At 67.4% G+C, this 22,170-nt stretch carries 9 protein-coding genes; 5 read left to right on the top strand and 4 right to left on the bottom strand.

The window, feature by feature from the left end:
- The first annotated feature begins 29 nt into the window (after positions 1–29).
- The 5 genes from ACQKQA_RS10930 to ACQKQA_RS10910 all read left to right on the top strand — a co-directional run bounded on the left by ACQKQA_RS10930 (position 30) and on the right by ACQKQA_RS10910 (position 5,603).
- A complete protein-coding gene (locus ACQKQA_RS10930) occupies positions 30–1,766 on the top strand; it encodes a hypothetical protein (RefSeq protein WP_427556685.1) in 1,737 nt (578 codons plus the stop codon).
- Between the two features lie 64 nt (positions 1,767–1,830).
- On the top strand, positions 1,831–2,292 hold the full coding sequence (locus ACQKQA_RS10925) for a YccF domain-containing protein (protein ID WP_427556682.1): 462 nt from the start codon (positions 1,831–1,833) through the stop codon (positions 2,290–2,292).
- 225 nt (positions 2,293–2,517) lie between these two features.
- On the top strand, positions 2,518–3,594 hold the full coding sequence (locus ACQKQA_RS10920) for a diguanylate cyclase domain-containing protein (RefSeq protein WP_427556678.1): 1,077 nt from the start codon (positions 2,518–2,520) through the stop codon (positions 3,592–3,594).
- Positions 3,595–3,687: 93 nt separating this feature from the next.
- Positions 3,688–4,665: a response regulator gene (locus ACQKQA_RS10915; RefSeq protein WP_427556675.1), complete on the top strand. Its 978-nt coding sequence runs from the start codon at positions 3,688–3,690 to the stop codon at positions 4,663–4,665.
- Between the two features lie 20 nt (positions 4,666–4,685).
- Positions 4,686–5,603: a LysR family transcriptional regulator gene (locus tag ACQKQA_RS10910; RefSeq protein ID WP_427556672.1), complete on the top strand. Its 918-nt coding sequence runs from the start codon at positions 4,686–4,688 to the stop codon at positions 5,601–5,603.
- Here ACQKQA_RS10910 and ACQKQA_RS10905 read toward each other — a convergent pair.
- The 4 genes from ACQKQA_RS10905 to ACQKQA_RS10890 all read right to left on the bottom strand — a co-directional run bounded on the left by ACQKQA_RS10905 (position 5,600) and on the right by ACQKQA_RS10890 (position 22,168).
- A complete protein-coding gene (locus ACQKQA_RS10905) occupies positions 5,600–9,238 on the bottom strand; it encodes a PAS domain-containing protein (RefSeq protein WP_427556713.1) in 3,639 nt (1,212 codons plus the stop codon). The two genes, ACQKQA_RS10910 and ACQKQA_RS10905, sit on opposite strands and share 4 nt — an antisense overlap.
- Positions 9,239–9,305: 67 nt before the next feature.
- Positions 9,306–10,742: a TolC family outer membrane protein gene (locus ACQKQA_RS10900; RefSeq protein WP_427556669.1), complete on the bottom strand. Its 1,437-nt coding sequence runs from the start codon at positions 10,740–10,742 to the stop codon at positions 9,306–9,308.
- Positions 10,743–10,837: 95 nt separating this feature from the next.
- Positions 10,838–19,903, bottom strand: coding sequence for a TcdA/TcdB pore-forming domain-containing protein (locus ACQKQA_RS10895; protein ID WP_427556667.1), 9,066 nt, complete (start codon positions 19,901–19,903; stop codon positions 10,838–10,840).
- Between the two features lie 126 nt (positions 19,904–20,029).
- Positions 20,030–22,168, bottom strand: a complete 2,139-nt coding sequence (locus ACQKQA_RS10890) for a type I secretion system permease/ATPase (RefSeq protein ID WP_427556664.1) — start codon at positions 22,166–22,168, stop codon at positions 20,030–20,032.
- Positions 22,169–22,170 lie beyond the last annotated feature (2 nt).

Raw genomic sequence — 22,170 nt, 5'->3', positions numbered from 1 at the left:
GCATATTGAAAGCTCTTCCGAACGGCCGCTTGCTGGAGCATTTCGGCCCATTGACAGCTGCAGAAAGCACCCTGCTCGAACACGCGGCCTGCGGCACCCTGGCCAGGATTGCCGATAGCCGGCCGGAGACCGGCACCGAAAGGAACCAGATACGCGCCGACTTCCTGCGCTTTCTCATTCTGGGCGGCGATGCTGAAAACCCCGTGCATGAACGCGGTATCAATCTGCGCGGCGCCTGCATCGTCGGGGCCCTGGACCTGCGTGGGGCCGAGGTCGGCATAAGCGTCACACTGGAGCACTGCCTGTGCTTTCAATCGCTTTACCTGGAAGACATGCAACTGACCGGGTCGCTGAACCTGAATTACAGCGCAGTTCCGGGGCTGGTCGCCTCTCGCGTATCCGTCTCCGGCTCGCTGTACCTGAGCCACCTCTATGCCCATGGCACGATCCAGCTGGTAGCGGCAAAGATAGGTGGATCGGTCTACGTAAGGGGCAGCTATCTATACGGTCTCGGCAATACCGCCCTGAAGCTGGACGGCGCCTATGTCGGCAGCGTAGTGCGGGTTGAAGACAGCTCCCAACTGATTGGCGGGCTCTCGCTGATCGGCGCTTCGATAGACAACCAGCTGAGTTGCAAGAACTGCACATTTCTGGCGCTCAAGGGCCCGGCCTTAAACGCGGACAACATCATCGTCAAAGGCGGGGTCTACCTGGGGTTCCATAGCATTGGCATGGCGCGTATCTCAGGGGCTCGTATTGCTGGGCAACTGAGTTTCAGAGGCGCGCACTTTCAAGGAAACGGCGGGAACACACTCTCGGCGCAAGGCATGCGAGTGGACAGTTCCCTGGTAATGACCGAGTTTCCCGTACCGCTGAGTAAAGCCGCGTTCAGCGGCTCCCATGTGAAGAGCCTGATCGATGATGCCGATACCTGGGGCAACCAGTTATGGCTCAATGGCTTTACCTACGACTTCATCAATAGCCGTACCCCGCTCAACGCGGAAGCACGCATTGCCTGGCTGGACAATCAAACCGCCGCCTTCAGCGGACAAGACGGCCTCAAGGGCAGCGCCAGCAAATTCCGCCCTCAACCTTGGCGCCACTTGCAGAAAGTCTTCGAAGAAATGGGCCACGCCGAAGAGGCCCGGAAAGTCGGGATCGCCTTCGAGAAGCGGCTGCGCAAAGTGGGGCTGGTAGGCCAAGGGACCGCTCAATGGTGGCCCGGGCTGCGCTGGATGGGCCTGATTCCCCACGTGCTCTACGGCGCCCTCACCGGCTACGGCTACCGCCCCATGCGCCTGCTGGCCTGGATCCTGGGTATCTGGCTGTTCTTCACCAGTCTCTACTGGTACGCCGCCGTCGAACACAAGGTCTTCGCCCCCAGCAACCCGCTGGTGTTCCAGAACGAGGCTTACACCCGTTGCACCCCCGAATATGGCGAGGCCTGGCAACGCCTCCACCCCGCCAGCGAACGTCCTGCCGAGATTGGCAACTGGTACACCTGCAAGGCCCTGCGCGGTGAGTACACCGGTTTCAGCCCCGGTGCCTACTCGCTGGACATCCTGCTGTCACTGGTCGATCTGCAGCAGGAAAAGGACTGGGGGCCGATCACACCGACGCCCTTCCCCAGCTATTGGGATGAACTCAAGAATCTCGAATGGGGCCACGGCATCCGGCTCCTGATCTGGCTCGAAACCCTCATCGGCTGGGGCATCAGCCTGCTGCTGGTGGCGATCGTCTCCGGCCTGACCCGGCGCAAGGAATAACCCTTCCGCGCAGGCCTCGAACCGGGCCTGCGCAATACCCTTCCCCCCAAACAAGGAAGCTCACATGAGCGCGATCGGCAACTTTCTCTGGTTTATCCTCGGCGGCATTTTCATGGGCCTGTGCTGGTGGCTGTGGGGCATCCTGGCCTTTATCAGCATCGTCGGCATTCCCTGGGGCCGGGCCTGTTTCGTGATCGGCACGTTCTCGTTCTTCCCGTTCGGCAAGGAAGCCATCAGCCGCCGCGAGCTGAGCAAGCAGGCCGATATCGGCACCGGTGGCCTGGGGGTGATCGGCAACGTGATCTGGTTCGTGCTCGGCGGGATCTGGCTGGCGCTGGGGCATGTGATCTCGGCGCTGCTGTGCTTTATCACCATCATCGGCATTCCCTTCGGCCTCCAGCACCTGAAGCTCGCGGGCATCGCCCTGGCGCCGATCGGCAAGACCATCGTGCGCAAGGAAGTGGCGGCCGCGGCCCGCACCGCCAACGCCCAGGAGGCCGTACTCAAACAGCGTCGGGCCGGCTGAGCCCAGGCTGGGGAGGTCGCATCGAGGCCTCCCGTTCCCGAGAGCCCTTCAGCCAGCGGCGCTCCGCGAGTGGCCCTCCCCACCTGGACGCCGCCCTCAAGCTCACAGCCTGGCCGTCGACGACATCCTCTATCCTGAAACGAACCGCCGCGCGACGTCCAAGGGCGCCCGCGCCCGCCAGGCGGCCAAGCGTTCTCGTTCTCCCGCCCACACCCAAGGCCCGCCATGCTCAAGACCCTTGAAGCGCAACTGCTGAAACAGGCGACCCCGCCGGCCCTCAAGGCCGAGTTCGCCCAGTACGACTTCGAACGGCTGCACGGCTTCTGCCTGCTGATCTACATCGCCAGCATCAGCATCTGGCTGCTGTTCAACCTGATCGTCAGCTTCCCGGGCAAGCAGGGTTTCACCCTGTACTCCATGGCGTTTCTCGGCGCCCTGGCGATCAACGCCCTCCTCCTGGGTTTCACCCGGCAGGCCCGGCACTTCCAGTGGCTCAACCTGGTCTTCGTGCTGATCATCGGCGCCGGCATCCGCTTGGTGATCGAAGGCCTGCCCCTGGCCCTGCGCCCCGACTGGCTGCTGCTCGGGGCGTCGAGCATGCTCTACGGCGCCTCGGTGCTGCCCCTGCGGCGCTGGTCGTTCTTCGCCACCATCGCCCTGACCTGGCTGCTGCTCGACCCGTTCGTCATGACCGGGGTCTCGGTGCTGGAGCTGCGGGGGGTCATGCTCCTGGTCTATGCCCTGTTCCTGACTGCCCTGACCCTCTACAGCTTCATCAAGCTGCGCCAGGCCAAGCTGCACACCTACATCATGTCCAAGTTGCTGCTGGAGCAAGCCTACAACGACACCCTGACCGGCATCCCCAACCGCCGCTCGTTCATGGCCCAGGCTAACGAACGCCTGCAAGCCCAGCCACGGGAACATGACCATTACCTGGCGATGATCGATGTCGACAACTTCAAGAAGGTCAACGACCGCTATGGCCACGACATCGGCGACGAGGTGCTCAAGCAGGTGGCCGCGGATATCCGCACGGTCATGGCCGACTTCGACTATGCGCGCCTGGGCGGCGAGGAGTTCGCCATCTACCTGGCCGGCGTGCGCCGCGACGACGTGGAGCGCCTGGCCGAGCGCCTGTGCCAGGTGGTGCGCCAGGCCCGCACCCGGTACCCGGTGACCGTCAGCATCGGCCTGGCCCGGGTGGACGATAACGACAGCCTGAACCAGGCCCTGGTCAAGGCCGACCAGGCGCTGTACCAGTCCAAGCACACCGGCAAGGATCGCTATACCTTCCATGAATGACAGCCGCCCGGGCGGGCCTGCGGCAACGCGCCGGCGCGGCAGCGCAAGGCAAATGGGATAAACTGCCGCCCTCTCCCGTCCAGGCCTTCCGCCATGCCCGCCGAGCACGCTTGCAAGCCCTATACCCTCCTGGCGATCGACGACGATCCGCAGTCGCTGATCGTGCTCTCGAAAACCCTGGCCGCCGAATACGAAGTGCTGCTGGCGAAGAACAGCGAGCGCGGCCTGGAACTGGCCCGCAGCGCCAGCCCGGACCTGATCATCCTCGACATCCTGATGCCCGGGATGGACGGTTTCCAGGTCCTCAGCGAACTTAAGCGCCACCCCGCGACTGCGGCCATCCCGGTGATTTTCCTGACCTCGCGCAGCAGCGTCGAAGACGAGCGCCTGGGCCTGCTGCTGGGCGCCGCCGACTATATCGCCAAGCCGATCTCGCCGCCGGTGGTACTGGCCCGGGTAGCGGCGCAACTGGGTTATCGCGACAAGCCCCTGCACCGTCCGCAGGCGGCCGTCGGCCCCTCCGCGGCCAGCGACATGCGCGACGGCTTCGTCAGCGCCCTGGCCCTGCAACTGGCCAGCCATCCGCTGATCCGCCTGGAGGCCCTGCTCGACACCCTGGCCATCCTGCTCGACAGCAGCGTCGCTCAGGGCGACCCTGCGGCGTTGCGCAACGCCGCCTGCCTGGCCCTGATGGGCCTCAACCAGCCCGGCATCGCCCTTGACCGGGCCCTGCCCCGCAGCCGGCTGCTGCTGGAGGAGATCCTCGCCCACGCCGACCCGGAAGACCCGCTGCTCAACCTCGCCTGGAAACTCACCCAGGCCGAGGTCTTGCTCACGGGCGACTGCAGCCCGGCGACGCTCGACCGGCTCCCCGTGTCGACCCAGCTGTTCGCCCTGGCGCTGGATTACCACCTGGCGCTGCTGCAACCCGGCGCCGACCTGCAGCGCCGGCACGCCCAGGCCATGCAGCAGATGAGCCAGCAGCCGGGGTTCGAGCGTTGCCTCGACGGCGCCCCGGATGCCCTCGCGGCGGCCTTGCTGAGTTCGTCCCAGACCTTTCTCGGCCGTTGAGCGAACCGTGAGCCCCGTCCATGCCTAACCTTTCAGACCTGGAGCTGTTCGTCCTGATCGCCGAGCTCGAGGGCCTGTCGCCCGCCGCGCGCATCATGTCGATCACCCCGGCCGCCGCCAGCCTGGCCCTCAAGCGCCTGGAAAACCGCCTCGGCGTGCGCCTGTTCACCCGTTCCACCCGCGCCATGAAGCTCACCCCCGAGGGCATGCGCTACCTGGAGAGCGCGCAGCACGCCCTGAAGATCCTGGCCAACGGCAAACGCTCGTTGACCCACGACGACGGCATGCTCGAACTCACGGTGTCCTCCGACCTGGGCCGGCACCTGCTGCTGGACCTGCTCGCCCGGCTCAAGCAGGAACGGCCGCGCCTGCATATCAAGCTGGCGCTGAGCGACAAGGAAGAGGACCTGCTCAAGGGCCGCTTCGACGCGGCGCTGCGTTACGGCAAGAGCCTGGCGCTGGACCTGGTGGAGCTGCCCGTGCTCAAGCGCCATCACTTCATCGCCTGCGCCGCCCCCGATTACCTGGCCGAACGGGGCGAGCCCGGTGCACCGCACCAGCTGGGCAAGCACGAATGCATCATCAGCCACAGCATCGGCCGGCCAGAAACTCGCTGGCGTTTCCATGGGGCTGGGCAGGTCGAGGACGTGCGGGTGCAGGGGCACTTCTGCTGCGACGACGGCGATGCCGCGCGGCGCTGGGCGGTGGCCGGCCACGGTGTGGTCTACCTGCCGCTGCTGAATGTGGTCGAGGACCTGCTCGAAGGCCGCCTGCGCCCCCTGCTGCCCGGCTGGCAGGGCGACGCCGCGCCGCTGAGCCTGGTGGTCTCGCACCGCTCGCAAATCACCGAGTCGCTGCGAGCCCTGCATCGCTGCCTGGTGGAGCACTGCACGGACCGAATGGCGCGCTACCTGGACCTGGCGCAGCCGGCCCGCTAGCCCTGCGCGGCGCGCAGCTCGACGAGCAGGTCGTAGGCCTGCTGGAACTCCAGCCGATAGATCCGCTCCTGAATCTCCAGCAGCGCACTGCACGGCTGCTGCCCGCACAGCTCATCGATCAGGCTCAAGGCTTGCGCGTTGTGGTTGCGCAGCAGCTTGGCCAGGCGCTCGAGCTTGAGCACCCGCTCGCGGCCCGGTCCCTCCCCCCCCTTCTCACTCTCGCCCCCGCTCTCCAACACCGGCCCGGCCCCCGGCGGCGCCAGGGACGCCAGGCCGGCCAGCACCGTCTCCAGGCACTGCGCCAGATGGCGAATCAAGGGCGCCAGGTCAGCCTCCCCGACGCACTGGGCTTCCAGTTGCCCGGCGGCCTGGCGGAGCGCCGTGGCGCCCACGTTGCCGGCCGCGCCCCGCAGGCCATGGGCCAGAAAGCCGATGGCCCGCAAATCCCCGGCAGCATGGGCGCGCCACAGGCGCTCGACGATGTCCTGATGGCTGTCGCGAAAATCCCTCAGCAGTTTCTGTTGCAGGTCCAGGTCCTGGTTGACCACCGCCAGCCCGAGCGCCGTGTCGATCCCCGGGTACTGCGCCAGCGGCCCGACTTCGGGCAGCGTTGGCGGGGTCTGCGCCGGGGGCGCGTCCAGCGCCTTGATCCAGCGCACCAGGGTCCGGTAGAACGCCGTGACATCCAGGGGTTTGCTGGCCAGGTCGCTCATCCCGGCCGCCAGGGCCCGGCCCTGGACATCGGCCTGGCTGCTGGCGGTCACGCCGATGATCGGCAGCGCCTGCAAATGCGGGTAACCGCGGATCCTGCGGGTGGTGCTGTAGCCGTCCATGACCGGCATCTGGCAGTCCATCAGCACCCCGTCGAAACGCTCCCCCGCCAGCAGCAGCTGCAAGGCCTCGGCGCCGTCGTCGGCCAGCACCACCTGCACCCCGGCGCGTTGCAGCAGGCCCTGCAACACATCCTGGTTCAGGCGGTTGTCCTCCACTACGAGCACCCGAGTGCCCGCCAGCAACCGCGCATAGTCGTTGACCGTGCACAGCCCCGCCGCGCCGGCCACCGACGGCGGCGCAAGCGCGGTACAGCTCGGGGTGGAGGATGCCTGTGGTTGCAGCGGCGGCACGCCCAAGCGCACGGTGAACTTGAACACCGCACCCTGCCCCGGCTGGCTCTGCACCCAGATATCGCCCTGCATCATCTGCACGATTTTCTTCGCGATGGTCAGCCCCAGGCCGCTGCCGCCGTAACGCCGGCTGATCGACAGGTCCGCCTGGACAAAGGCATTGAACAGCCGCGCCTGCTGCTCGTCGCTGATGCCGACTCCGCTGTCGCTGACGCTGAAACACAGCAGCAGGCTGTCGTTCCACTGGCGCACCAGGCACGCGCCGATGGAGACATGGCCGGCCGCGGTGAACTTGATCGAGTTGTCCACCAGGTTGGTCAGCACCTGGGCCAGGCGCAGCGGGTCGCCGACATAGCGCCGCGGCAGCGCGGCCGGTATGTCCAGGCGCAAGCGCAGCCCCTTCTCCTGCGCGCGCTGGCGCACCAGCAGCAACACGTCGTCCACCAGTTCCCGCAGGTCGAAGCAGACCTGCTCCATGCTCAGCTTGCCGGCTTCGATCTTCGACAGGTCGAGCACGCCGTTGATGGTACCCACCAGGTGCCTGGCGGCGCGGTCGATCTTCTCCAGGTACTCGCGCTGCGCCCGTTCCAGGGGCCGGTCCAGCGCCAGGTGGGCCATGCCGATGATGGCGTTCAGCGGCGTGCGGATCTCGTGGGACATGCTGTCGAGGAATTCCGACTTGGCCTGGGTCGCCAGTTCCGCGTCGCGCCGCGATTGCTGGACCTGGGCTTCCACCGCCTTGCGCTCGCTGATGTCGAAAATCACCCCGTCCAGGTACTGCGGAACACCGTCCGCGACGATGGTCTGGCCCTTGTCGTAGACCCAGCGCACCTCCTGGGTGGCAGTGACGATCCGGTATTCGAGCATGTAGCTGGCGCTGTCCAGGCTGCGTTGGAAAATCTCCAGGTCGTCGGGGTGGACCAGCTCGCGATAGCTGTGCCCGCCGAGAAAGTGCGCCGCCGCAAAGCCGCTCAGGTCCTCGATCGCCTCGCTGACGAAGATCATCTGCCGCGCAGGGTCCGGCAGGCTGCGGAACACCACCCCGGGAATATTGGCGATCATCGACTGCAGCTTGGTCTGGTTATGCACGATGGCGCGCTGCGCCTCCACCGAGCGGGTGATGTCCTGCAACACGCCGGTGACCCGGCTGGGGGTGCCGTTGGCATCGCGCTGCATGACCCGGCCGATGTCCAGTACCCACAACCAGCGCCCGCTCTTGCTGCGCATGCGGTACTCGGCCCGGTACTCGTCGGCCTGGTTGTTCAGGTGCGCCCGGAGCCTGGCCATGACCGGCTCGCGGTCTTCCGGATGCACCAGGCAGGCCCAGCGGTCCAGGCCGTTGCCGAAGGTCCGGTCCAGCTCCTCCTTGCTGTAGCCGAGGATCCGCAGCCAGACATCGTTGTTGATGACGATCCCCAGGCTGACGTTCCAGTCCCACAGCCCCAGCGCCCCGCTCTGCAGGGCCAGGTCCAGGCGCCGTTCGCTCTGCTCGATCTGCGCCACATCGCGCTTGTGCCGGCGGGCGTCGGTCAGGCGCCGCAGGCCGCCCCACAGCAGCAGCAGAAACACCACGGCGCTCAAGCCCTTGATCAGCAACACCTGCTCGGCAGGCAGGACCGCGTCGAGGTCGCCCAGGGTGACCAGGGTCCAGGGACCGCTCGGATCGTTCCAGTCGAAGTCGACCCGGGACAGGGCATAGCGCCGGCCCTCCAGCCTGACCACCGGCTGCCGGGTGTCGAACGGCAGGCGCTGGGGCACGCCGCCCGCGAACGGGTAGTCGCCGAACTGCCGGCGCACTTCACCGCCGAACCCGCCGGCCGGCCAGTCGCGGTCGGCCTTGAGCAGCAATGCCGGGGCGCTGGCGGCCAGCACCACACCGCTGGGCGACAGGATCAGCTTCAAGTCTTCGCCGTACTGCTTGTTCAGGCTGGCATCGAGCATCCTGGCGTCGAAGCGCGCCACCAGCACCCCGATCACCTGGTCCTGGCGCGTGCGCGACTCGTAGACCGGGACCGCCATGTAGAACATGCGGGTGCCGGTGGAGACGCTGATCGCCCCATAGACGCTGCTGCCGCCCTTGAGGGCGACCTTGAAGTACGGCCGGAACGCCACGTTCAGCCCCAGCGGCGCCTGGCCCTGCGGGTCATAGGCCGCCACCACCACTCCGTCGCGGTTGAGGACGAACGCATGGTTGGCGCCCACCACCATGGACAGGGTCTTCAGGGGAATGGTCGCCCGCTCCATCAGCTCGGCGGACGGCTCGCGTTCCTGGATCACCCGTTTGAGCGAGGGGTTGTGGCGCCCGAGGATCGACAGCGCGCCGATGGCGAAACCGTCGGACTTCCACTGCTGCAGGTCCGCCGCCTCCTCCCGGGCCTGCGCCTGGATACTGGCCTGGTAGACGTCCTCGACCTGCAAGCGGTAGTAATCGCCCAGCGCCACCGCGCCGGCCACCGCGAGCGCCACGCCCAGGGCGTAGCAGCAGCGCCTGTTGTTGTCGAAGAAGCTCATGAACCTGTGCAACGGCTTGTCCCTTTTCCTGATGAATCCCTGATACCCGGCGCCGCGACGGGCGCGGCTAGAGCCTCGCCAGCCGGCGCGGAAACTCCGGCGGCAGGAAGTCGCGGTCGGGATCGTAGTCCGCCTTGAGGTAATCACAAAGCGCCTTGAGGTCCTGGGGCGACAAGGTCCCCACCGCCTGCTTGAGCCGCAGGGTGTCGAGAATGTAGTCGTAGCGGCTGTCGTTGTACTGGCGCACGGCGTTGTACAACTGGCGCTGCGCCTCCAGCACATCGACGATATTGCGGGTGCCGACCTGGAAGCCCAGCTGCGAGGCCAGCACCGCGCCCTGGTTGGAGATGATCGACTGGCGCCGGGCGCGGACCTGATCGACGCCGCTGTTGAGGCCGCGATGCAGGTTGCGGGTCTGCTCCACCACCTGCCGCCGCAGGTCGTCGTTGAGGTACTCGCGCTGGTTCATCCGCTGGTAGGCCTCGCGCACCTGGGAACGGGTCTGACCGCCGCTGAACAGCGGAATGTTCAACTGCAGGCCGACCGAGCGCTGCTCGACGCTGCCGCCGTAGCCGCTGCCGCGGATATCGCTGTTGCCATAGCCCAGGTTGTCGTTGTCGCCGGTCTGGTAGCGCAGCACCGCGTCCAGGGTCGGCGCGTGCCCGGCCTTGCGCGCGCTCAGGGTCTGCTGCGTCGCTTCCAGGGCGTGCTGGCTGGCCTGCAGGGTCAGGTTCTGACGCACCGCGGTATCGACCCAGCGCCGGGCATCGTTGGGCTCGGGCAACAGCACCGGCATATCGTGGCGCACGCCCTGGATCGCCGCGTACTGCTGGTGGGTCAGGGTGTCCAGCGCCTCGAAGGCGTCGTCCATGCGCTTTTGCGCAACGATCCGGTTGGCCTGGGCGGTGTCGTGCCCGGCCTGGGCCTGCAGCACATCGGTGCGGTCCGACAGGCCGAACTGCAAGCCCTTCTCGGCCAGTTCGAGCTGGCGCTTGAGCGCCGCTTCTTCGGCCTTGGCCGCCGCCAGGGCGTCCTGGGCCTTGAGCAGGCCGAAATAGGCCTGGGCGCTGTCGAGCATCAGTTTCTGCTCGGCGGCCGCCAGTTCCAGCCGGGCCTGCTGGTCCTCGGCCTCGGCCGCCTTGAAGGCGAACCAGCGGTCGGCGCGGAATATCGGCTGGTTGAGGACCGCCTGGTAGCTGGTGCCGCTGCGCTGGGTGTCCTGCCGCGGCTGCTGCAGGGAGGTGGCGGTGTTGTTCAGCTCGGCGCTGGCCGACAGCGTGGGCAGCAGGCCGGCCCGGGCCTGGGGCACCGCCTCGGCGCGGGCGGCCTGGTCGGCACGGGCGGCGGCCAGGGCGCTGTTGTGCTCATGGGCGTCGAGGTACACCCGCCACAGGTCGCTGGGCGGCGGTTGCCCGGCGGCGCCCGCCAGGGGAGCGACCAGCAGCGGGAAGGCGAACAGCCAGCCGGCAAGGGCTCGCTGTGGCGAAATCATGGAGTCGATCATGGTCTGCATCTACACAAGAAAAAGGGCCGGAACGTGGCGTCCGGCGTCGCAAGACAGGAGAGGCGTTGCACCCCTCCTGCGGTTCTCCTGCTAACTCAAGACAGGGATGGCACCAGCACCGCTTGCGCGGCCTGGCGGTTCTGCGGCAGGTGTTCGCGGGCGCCGCCGGTGTCGGCGAACGCCGCCATGGCCCCGCTCAGCTTGGCCAGGCTGGGACCCTCCACGTCCGTCGCCGTGGCCACGGCATCGGCGGCCAGCAGCGGCTGGCGCCCGACCGACGACAGCTCGAACACGCCGTGCCGGGTCGAGCCGGTCTGGGCCAGGCCCTTGACCAGGCGCTCGACGCTGATCACCGACGAGTCCCCTTGCAGCTCGAGCTGCAAATGCCGGTGCGCCGCGGCCTCGTTGCCCAGCACCTGGCGCAGTACCAGCGCGGTGCCGGTGCCGGCGTCGGTCAGCAGCACATCCTCGCCCTGACGGCTGACGAGGATGTTCTGCCCGTCGGCCACCGGCAGGATCAGGCGGTCCAGGGCCCGGCCGGCGTCATCGTTGTCGATGACCACCGTGCGGTAATGCGCCCAGGCCGCCCGGTCGAAGCGGTAGGTGTCGCTATCGGCCCCACCGTGCAGCACCACGCTGTCGACCCCGGCGATCAGCGGCGGCGCCAGGTCGTCCTGGCGACTGCCGGCGCCCCCGCCCCGCAGCAGCAGCGAAGAGCCGATACGCTCGACCTGGGTGTAGCGGTTGAGCCTCTGCGCAGCGCCTGCCCCGACCTGGTACAGCGCCTGCTCCGTCGGGCTGTAGACATACGCCACGCCCGACGTCCCGGCAGCGACCCCGACAAAGCGCCGGTCGCTCGCGGCTGGCATGCCGACACTGCTGAACACCTGGCCGCTGGCGACATCGAACCAGCCCTGGACGTCGCTGCCTTGCAAGGTCAGCACACCCTTGGTGCGCCACTGGGCGGCCGCCGCGGCCAGTGCCTGGGGCAACTGGCCGAGATGTTCCTGCTGCCAGCCCTTGTCGAGCGCCACCAGTTGCACCTCGCCGTTATCGGCCCGTAGCAGGACTTCCCCCTTGACCGTGGTCAGGCGCAGGCCGGCATCGACCTGGACCGCCTCCCGCAACCGCAGCTCGGGCAGCAGGACTGTGGCCGCAGGCAGCTGGGCCGTGGCTTCCAGCACCTCATCGCTGCCGAACGCCGTCGCCAGCGCCTCGACCGTCAGCGGCGCCTGGAGGTAGAGCTTGCCGCTCTCGGGCTCGAACAGCCGCGCGCTGGAGCTGGCGCTGTCGAAGCCGAGAAACTGCAGCGGCTTGCCTTGCAGCGCGGCGGACGCCACCACCACCTGGCCGTTGTGGTACCACACCGGCAGCGCACTTTTGCCATCGGCGCCCTTGGCTCCGAATACCGCCAGGGTGGCGTCGCTGCCGTTGACACTGGCCAGGTCCTTCCACCAGGTGCTACGGCCCTTGAGCCAATGCTCGTTGACCGCTTCATAACTCAGGCGCCCTGTCGCTTCGATCCGTGCGACAAGCCCGTCCTCGGTCACCGCCACCAGATGGCCGTTGAGTTCGAGCACATTGGCCAGGGCCGGTATGGCCAGGCGCAAGGCGCTCGGCTGGCTACCGTCGAGGACCTTCTGCCCCGGCCCTTCCTGGCGGAACAGCACCTTCTGCTTCTGGCTGTAGAAGAAAAACACTTCCTGGCCAGCGAGCTGCGGCATGCTGCCGGCGAACACCAGGTCCGCCGGAATCGGCCAGGCGCTCTGGGGTTTGCCCTGGGCATCCACCGGCTGCTGACCCGCCGGGGGCGCCAGGTTCGGCTTGATCACCGTGCCGTCGCCGGTGCGCACCCAGTAGCGGTGCGCCACTTTCGCGTTGTCCAGGCCAAACACCGTCACCAGCGCTGCGGCAGTCGGCTCCAGCAGCGGCGCGCCCAGGTTGTATACCGGCGTCGTCCGCTGGGTGACCTGGCTCTCATAGCCCTGGAGCATGGCCTTGAGCGCATCGCCATGCTGGCCGGTGCGCGCCGACAGTTGCAGCAATGCGTCATCGCCGACCACCCCGACCAGTTCCATCCGATCGCCGATGATGCGGAAGTTCAGCTCGGCCTCGCGCTCCTTGAGCTGATAGCGCCGGGCCAGGTAGACCGCGTCGCCCTCTTGCCAGAACCGGCTGATCCGGCCCGCGCTCTGGTTGAACGAAGGGGCGAACTGCGCATCGACCTTGCCGGTGGCGATATCCACGCGCCACGCCGCGGCGTTCTCGGCGTCGACAAAGTAGGCATGCTCGCCCACCACCGCCCCCAGCTGGGCTTGTTTGGCCTGCGCCACCTGGGTGTCGGTGAACAGCATGCGGTCCTTGGCCACGTCGTAGAACGCCCGGCCGACATCGCGCCCCTGGTGGCTGTAGTTCTCCACCGTCACATACTGGCCGTGCAGCTGATGGGCCTTGGCCAGATCGCTCAGGTGCTGCTCGATGCGCTGGCCCGACACCTGCCATTTGCTCGCGTCCTCCACCACCACCTGGGTGGTCAGGCCGGCGAAATCGACTTCGCGCACCTCGCCCTTGCCGTTGACCACCAGCACCCGGCCGTTCTGCGCCGGATCGAGCTCGACCGTCACGCCGCCGACCACCAGCCGGTTCTTCGAGACGCTGATGCTGTCGCTGGCCAGCTGGCTGCTGTCGATGATCCAACGCGAAGGCTTGCCGCTGGCCACGTCGTAGCGCACATCCCGCGGCTGGCCGTCGAGCGGATGGATATCGCCCAGGTGGACGTCCGGGCCCGCTGCCGCATTTTCGCTGGTGAGCTTGACCTGGGTGCCCTCGTTGAGGCCGATCAGGTATTCGCCGCCGGCGCCCTTGATCTCGTAGCGCAGGTAGCCGTGCAGTTCCTTGGGCAGCTCGGGGACGATCAACTGCCGGTTGCGCGAATCGAGCACCACCTCGATCGGGGTGTCGACATACTCCTGGCGAATCCGCCGGATCGTCTCTTCGCTCGGGAAAATGTAGAAGTCGTAGTCGAAGCGCCGGTCCTCCTCGAGCCGGCGGATCACGTCGAAACCGGTGTCGTGCCGGGTGGTGGACCCCGGCAGGATCATGTACTCGTAGCTGATGTAGGACTTGGGCGTGCCCGGCAGGATCACCGCCGTGCTGTCGCCGTGCTCCAGGGTGCGCGTGGCGTCCTTGTAGCCGATGCCGCTGCGCACCTCGATCGCCTGGCCGCGGTCGTGGATCATCCGCGGGAAGTCCCCGGCCCAGAAGAAGTAGTTGATCGCCCCCGAGCCGGTGGAACCGTGGTGCGTGCGGTAGATGTACTGGCTGTCGAAGCCGATCTGGCCGTTGCGCAGGTCGAGACGCTTGACCACCGCGCCGGCCAGCGGCACCAGCACCTTCTTCTCCTGGTCATAGCGATAGCCGTTGCCCTTGTAGGCCTGGTCGAGGGTGTCGAAGTAACGGCCAACCGCCTTGGCGTCTTCGGCCACCGCGCCGAAGGCTTGCGCCAGGGCGGTGAAGCCCACCGCCAGGCCGCCGAGGATCACCCCCGCACCGCCCAGCACCGCCGCCGCGGTCGAGGCGCCGACCAGCCCGGCTCCGGCCCCGGCCACGCCGGTGACGAAGCTGGCCGAGTCGAACGCCAGCTGGGTGCCGAACACCGCTTTCTGCACATCGTTCTCGGCATGGGCCAGCTCGTAGGCGTCCAGGCCGACCATGGCTCCGCCGAACAACACCCCCGCGCCTTCGTTGACGGTGTGGCCCAGGGTCGAGGCAAAGTCCTTGAGCGAGGTTTGCGCGGCCATGGCTTCACCGCGCAATGCGGTTTGCACCAGTTCGGTGACCTTGGCCACATCCTGCAAGGTGCCATGGCCGATCTGCGCCAGGCCCAGGTAGCTGTGGATCTTCAGCGCAGTGGCCAGATCCGGCGAAACCGTGCCCTGGGCCGCGTCTTTACGGTTCTTGTCGGCAAACCACTGGATCAGCGTCTGTACCGCGAAGCCGGCGTTCAGGCCGTCCACCGGCGCCGCTTCGCCGACCCCGGCACGGGGCCGTATCTGGCCATGCTCCAGGGTGAAGTGCTCGTTGAACACCCGCATGTGCTCATCGACGAAACGGCGGAACTCGACAAAAGTGCCATCGTCGGTGGCCAGCCAGCGGGTCTGCTCGGGTTGGTCACGATCAATGAACTGGACCCGATAGCCGCCCTCCTTCTGTTCCTCGATGTTGGCAATGATCGGTATCCATTGGCTGCCCAATTGGTGCTCCCGGGCCAGCCGGGTGCTGGCGGCTTCGAAGCGCTCGCCCCACCGCTCGGCGTCGAAGGTGGTCAAGGCCGTGCCCAGGCGCAGGTCTTCGCTGACCCGCTGCCGGGCGTCGACCACCTGTTCGACCTGGCGCTGCTGGCCGATGACGTCCGCCAGTTCCTCGGGCCGGGACAGGTCGGCCACGTTCAGCCCGCTGCCCACCGGCACCTCGGCCATCTTGCCGGTATCGATCTCCACCAGGTTGAAGGTCGGCTGCGACTGGCTGCCGAACGAGCCGTAGTGCGCCGCCAGCTTGCGCGTCACCAGGTGCTGCTGCATGGCCTTGGTCAAGGCCTTGGTCGAGTCGAAGGCGAAAATCCCCACGTTCGGGTCATAGAAATAGAAGCGCCGACCTTCGGCGGTGGCTGTGCTGCCCACCATCATCGAGTGGTTCTGGGTATTGAGGGCGAACATCGAGGTGCCGCTGGCGGAAGCCAGGCGCGCAACCACCTCGGCCAGCTTGAACTGCCCCAGCTCCTTCGACGCCTGGACCGCTTCGACATTGGAATGCAGGCGGATCAGGCTGTTCTTGAGCAGCGTCGAGCTGCCCGCCTCGGGGGCGGCCGAGGCCAGGAACAGCTTCTGCACCAGGCTGTTGACCCCGGTCTCGCCGCCGCTGGCCAGGGCCACGGCCATCGCCCTGACCAGGGGGTAGCAGCGGCCGCCGGAACGGTCGCCGACCAGCGACAGATAGAAGTCCTGGGGCACCAGCCGGTCGAAGACGCTGCCGGCGCCGTGGAAGTCTTCGCTGAACACCGCGGTCTGGCGCAGGACCTTGTCGATGTATTCGGCCTGGCTGGTTTCGCTGATGCGACCGCTCAGGGCGCCGCGCTGCTCGGGGCTCAGCTGGCCGTCGAGGAACAGCCGCTTCATCTCCAGGGACGACATCTTATCGTTGACCCCGGGAATCTCGATCTCGCGGAATCTGCGCAAGCCGTCGCTGAACGCCGTGCCCCGCGCGCCGCGCTGATAGGCCTCGGCAATGGCATAGCGCTCGCCCACGCTGCTGGCGCGCTCCGCGCCCCCGCCCTGCAGGGCCGCATCGCCGGTGCGCACCACCGCGGCGCTGCCGTCCTTGGCCTTGATCTGTTGCCAGAGCCAGGTCTTTTCCACGGAGCCGGCTTCGCGCAGCACCGGGTCGTACTGCGCCCGGTAGTAGTCCTGGGTGAGGTTGAGCTGCTTGATCTGCTGGTCGATCAGGCCCTTGTCGCTGGCGCCGCGGCGCTCCTGTTGCAGCTGGTAGCGCTTGTCGGCCAGTTGCTCGATATCGGCGTTGACCTTGGCCTGGACCGCTTCGCGCAGCCGGGTCCAGGCGGCGATCGCCGGATGCTCGGGAGTAAAGGCGCCGTCGCTGTAGACGCCGTCGGCCACCCCTTCGACCGACACCCCGAACTGCCCCGCAACCTTCTTCAGGTCCTGGTGGACCCGCTCGCGGTAGGCGGCGAACTCGGTCCGGTTGCGCTCCAGCACCTGGCTGTCGGCGGTCTGGATCGACAACGGCTGCGCGCCCTCGCGCAACTGCGGCCAGACCGTCTGCCCTTCGCGCCGGTACTCCTGGCGCTGGAACACCAGCTGCCACTGGCCGTCGACGTACTGCATGTAGGCCGCGGCCAGGCCCTCGGCGGTGCCGGCCACCTGGTAGTCCTTGTAGTCGACCGCCATCACCACGTTGTCGTACAGCAGCGAGCTGTTGACCCGGCCGTCGTGGTAGACCCGGAAGGTGTTGGCGTCCAGGCTGGTGACCACCAGGGAACAGCCCGACAGGGTGCCGGTGAAGAGGAAGCTGCCTGCCGCCGCATGCTTGGGAATGTCCACGTAGGCCGGCGCGGCATTGGCCTGGTTGGGGCCGTTGTAGCCGAGAAAGTACGCCGGCACGCTGTCGCCGCTGGCGGTAACTTCATTGGCGCCGCGCTCGGTGTATTCCAGCTCGTAGAGGTTCGGCGCGACCTTCACCAGTTGCGCATCGCCCTCGGCCGGCAGGCGGCCGGACTTGACCAGCGCCTCGGCGCTGAGCGTGTGGGTCTGGGCGAACCCGGCGGGATCGGCGGCGAACTGACGGATATCGGCGCTGCCCTGGCGCGCCTCGAACCCGGCCCCCAGCGAGGCCAGCCCGGTCTTGAGCTGCAGGTCCTGCGCCGCCTTGCCCAGCAGCGCCGGCATCGGCCCGATCTCGGTGAAGCGCGGCGGATGGAACTCCTCGGCCGGCGCCAGGCCCTGGTTGACCAGCGGCAGGACCCGCGCCATCACGCCGTCGTACAGCTGCCCCTGCAACGCCTCCTGGCGGCCTTCGGCCCGGTAGCGGTCGAACAGCTGCAGCAACTCCTGGCCGATACTGCCCTGGCCCTGGGGCTCGTAGCGCGCGGCGACATACAGGGTCTCGAAGAACGAGTGATAGCCGTTACGGATCATGAACGCCGCGTTGGCCATCTGGAACTGCCAGTACTGCTTGACGCTCAGGGCGCCGCCGAACAGCTCCGGCAAGACATTGCTGACGGTCTGGGTGGTCCCGGAAATCCCGCCCACGAACGGCGTGTCCAGGTCGTTCATGTAGCGCGTGGCCTCATTGCCGGGGTCGGGCCGGAACTGGTTGTAGCTGCGGTACTTGTCGTCCTCGATCCGGTACGTGGCATCGGCCTGGGCCTGCTCCGGGTGGGTATTGAGGATCAGGTAAGGGTCGGGCTGGTTCAGCCGGTTGTTGATCACCACCTTGTCGGCGCCGCCTGGCGAGGTCAGCGCCGCATGGGGATTGATCGGAGTCGCGGCCTTGGAATAGCTGTCGGCCAGCGGGCGCAGGGCGTGGAACAGCGCCTGCTTGCGCAGGCTGCGGCCGGCATCGCTGGCCAGCAGCGCTTCGATGCTGGGGCGCAAGGCCCCGTCGACACCTTCCAGGCCCTCCTGACCGTGCAGCAACAGGCTGAACAGCCGGTCGTCCACCGAGCGCTCGACCGCGACCCGGTCGAACACCTGCACGCTCGGGTTGTTCGGATGCTGCGCCGCGTTGGCGGCCGCGACCCGCCGGGTCTCGGCGTCCGCCGCCTGGGCGTGCCACTGCTCGTAGAGCGGCGCCAGGAGCAATTTGGCCTGGGCGATGTCGCTCTGCACATAACCGCCCTGCAGGACCTTGGCCGCTGCCGGATCCTTGGCCAGGCGGGTCGCCAGGCCGAACAGCAGCGCATCGTTGTCGCGGCTCTGCCAGACCGACGCGGCGAAGGCCTGCTCCCACAGCACCTTGTTCAGGTTGTTGCCCTTGATATCGCGCAGGCTGCTGCGGCTGTGCTCCGGCGCCAGGACCCCGGCCGGGGTGATGTGGTTGCGTTCCAGCAGGCGCGTCAGCTGTTGCACGAAGGTGGCGCGCTCGCGGCTGCCTTCGAACAGCCGGCTGGCCTTGATCCCGCCCTCGCGCAACTGCTCCAGCTTGTCGAAAAACGCTGCGTTGTATTGGTACAAGGTCTCGGTCTGGGCCTTGCTCAAGTGGCTGCTGCTGACCTTGTCGCCGTCGACGGTCATCACGGCAAAAGGCGTGGCGGCGCGGAAGTCGCCGCCCTGGGGCATTTCCAGCAGGTACTGGCGCTCGGCGAAACCCACCGAGCGCTCCAGCTCGCGGATATTGACGAACAGTCCGTCGCGGTCCGGGTGGTAACTGTTCTGGCGGAAGTCTTCGAGGCCGATGGTCTGGAAGCTGGCGATGTCCGCGTTCTGGTTGATCAGCTCGCCCAGGGCGCTGCCCAGGGGCACTTCGCGGGTGACGGTGGTGGTCGGCGACTGACCGGAAACCTGGATGCCCACCTGGTTCGGCACCTTGCGGTCGACGCTGGTCAGCAGCAGCTTGCGGCCATCGCCCAGCACCTGGGCCTTGAAGCCTTCGCGCAGGGAGCTTTCCGACACCAGATGGTGAGCGAAGTACTGTTCGACGAAAGCAGTCTTGACCAGTACCGAGCGGATCGGCGTCTGGGTCGGCGAGCGCATGGACGGCGGCTCGCTCTTGAGCCGGTACTGCTGCTGCCAGGCCAGGGAGCGGGCCGCGGTGCCGAAGGAAAAATTCAGCACCCCGTCGGTGGGCACCACCAGCCGGCCGTTCTCCAGGAAGAAGTCCTTGAAGCGCCCGTCGGTGCTGGCATTGACCAGCGCCACGTTCATGCGGATATAGCCGGGGCGCTCCTCCATCATCAGCAGGGAAATGTTCACCGGCAGCTCGTCCGAGGCCCGCGGCGGGACGGCCAGCGCGCCGAACGCCGCGCCTTGCTGCGCCGGCGCGGCCTTGAGCAGGGCGTTATAGCGGGCGCTGACTTCCTTGTAAGCCTGCAACTCGGAAAACAGCGTCACGTAGGCCTGGCTGAAGGTGGTGTCGGCCACCTGGACACTCAGCTGCTTTTCCAGGCGCTTGATCCGCGCGTCGAGCTTGCCCTGCTTGGCCAGTGCGTCGGCCTTCAGGCCCTTGGCCTCCAGCTGCTTGGCGCCGCCGGGGCTGAGCAGCGCCAGGGCCTTGTTCCAGGTGCTGTCGTAGTGGGTGATGGCCGTCTGCTGGCGGCTGTACAACAGAATGTCGCGGTCCAGCTGCTGCTTGTAGGCGCTGGTGGCCGGGGTGTCGGGGATGGCGTTCATCTGCTTGCGGCGCTGCTGGAGCGTCTGCAACTGGTCGCCGACCGAAACCGGGTTGTCCTGCATCTGGAAGTGCTGGGCGGCCAGCACGCTCAGGGTGCTCTGCTGCATTTCCAGCAGGCGCTCGCCGACCTGGCCGACGTACTCGGCGCGCTCGCCGGCGCTCATGTTGAACCATTCGGTTTGCCGTCCTGCCGCCTTGATCTGCTGATCGATCAGGGTATTGAGCAGGCGCGTGAAGTCCTTGGACATGGAAGCCATTACAGTGATCCTTTGTCTGTTTGAGCGAAGCCCTCCGCCGCGCGAAAGGCTGCTTGTCGATACGGCTATCGGGGGTGGGGAGACATGCCTGGTTCGTCGCTACTCCTGCCGTCGGTGGGCCTGCGATCAATCCTTCATCTGCAGGGCCCATTGCCGGGCATACACGCCATCCAGGGCGAGCAGTTGTTCGTGGCTGCCTTGCTCGAGCACCCGGCCGTGGTCGATGACCAGGATCCGGTCGGCATGGCGCAGGGTATTGAGGCGATGGGCGACGCTGATCACCGTGCGGCCGCGGGCGATGCCCTGCAGGTTCTCCATCACCGCCGCTTCCGACTCGTAGTCCAGGGCGCTGGTGGCCTCGTCCAGCAGCAGGATCCCGGGGTTGGTCAGCAGCGCGCGGGCCAGGGCGATGCGCTGACGCTGGCCGCCCGAGAGCTGGCCGCCGCGCTCGCCGACCGGGGTCTCGTAGCCCTGGGCCAGGGCTTCGATAAAGCCCGCCGCCCCAGCCAGGCTGGCGGCCTGCCGCACTTCGGCGTCGCTGGCCTGGGGCCGGCACAGGCGGATGTTGTCGGCGACGCTGCCGGCGAACAGCACGCTCTCCTGCAGCACCACGCTCATGTTGCGGCGCAGGGCCACCGGGTCGGCGATGGCCAGGTCGATGCCGTCCACCAGCACCCGGCCGTGCTGGGGTACGTAGAGGCGCTGCAACAGGCGGGTCAGGGTCGACTTGCCGGAACCGGAAGGCCCGGTGATGCCGACGAATTCCCCGGGGCGGATCTCCAGGTCGAGGTTGCGCAGGATCTCCTGGCCGTCTTCCTCATAGCGAAAGCGCACGCCCTGGAAACTCACACCGCCCTGCAAGGCCGGCACCGAGGCCAGCCCGCCGCTGCCGCTTTCGCCTTCGGTGTCGAGGATGTCGCCCAGCCGGCGCAGGGAAATCAGGGTGTGCTGGAAGTCCTGCCAGACCTGGGCCAGGCGCAGGATCGGCTCCACCACATGCCCGGCCAGCATGTTGAAGGCCACCAACTGGCCGGGGCTCAACTGGCCGTCCAGTACCAGCATCACCCCCCACCACAGCAGCAGCGCCGCCGTGAGCTTCTGGATCAGGCCGATGCCCTGCCCGGCCCAGATGCCGACGATGCGGGTGTGGAACGCCGCCCGCACGTAGGCCGCCAGCTGCCGTTGCCACTGCTGCTGGAAGCCGCTTTCGACGGCCCCGGTCTTGATGGTCTCGATGCCGGTCACGGCCTCGGTGAGAAAGGCGGTGTTGGCCGCGTTCAGCTCGTATTCGCGCAGCGCCCGGCTGCGCAGCAAGGGCCCGACGCACAGCCACAAGACGAAATACAGGGCCAGGGAGCCGACCACCACCCAGGTCAGCAGCGGCGCGTAGGCGTACATCACGGCAACGAACAGCCCGCAGAAGGCCAGGTCCAGCACCAGGGTCAGGGCCGAGCCGGTGAGGAACTGGCGGATCTGCTGCATCTCGCCGACCCGGGCGATGATTTCGCCGGTCTGCCGCTGCTGGAAATACCCCAGCGGCAACTGCACCAGATGCTGGTACAGCCGGGCGGACAGCTCGGCGTTGATCTTGCTCGCCACATTGCTGAACAGCCAGGAACGCAGGAAGCCGAACAACGGCTCGAACAGCGCCAGGGCCAGCATGGCCAGGCCCAGCACTTGCAGGCTCGACAGGCCGCGGCTGACCAGGACCCGGTCGATGATGTTCTCGAACAGCAGCGGCGTTACCAGCGCCACCAGTTGCAGCATCAGCGACACCAACAGCACGCTGCGAAACTGCCGCGCGTGCTTGAGGATCGACGGCAGGAACCAGCCGATGCCGAACCCCTGGCGCTTGAGCCCGGCATGCCGCTCGGCCAGCAGCAGTACCGAGCCTTGCCAGAGCCGCGCCAGCTCGTCCCGGGGCAAATCCTCGCAGACGCCCTGCAAGGGCCAGAACAGCCGGACCCGCTCGCCTTCCACGGCGTCCAGCACCGCCCAGCCGCGACTGGTTTCCAGCAAGGCCGGCAGCGGCAGGTGCTGCAAGCGCTGCGGCTGGCTGTGCACCACCCGGGCGCGCAGGCCGATCCAGCCGGCGCAGCGTCGCAGGTCGAGGCTGTCGGCCAGCCCTTCGACGCGCCCCAGGCGGTGCTCCAGTTGCGCCGCGCTGATGCTCAGGTCGAAACGCCGGGCGGCCCAGGCCAGTGCGTGCAGGCCGGTGTCGAACAGCAGCGGCGACTCGGCGGCGGGATTGAATGCGCTGGTCATGT

Source organism: Pseudomonas sp. NPDC089530 (assembly GCF_050280705.1).
Taxonomy (GTDB): Bacteria; Pseudomonadota; Gammaproteobacteria; order Pseudomonadales; family Pseudomonadaceae; genus Aquipseudomonas.
This window is presented reverse-complemented; position numbering and strand designations above follow the sequence as displayed.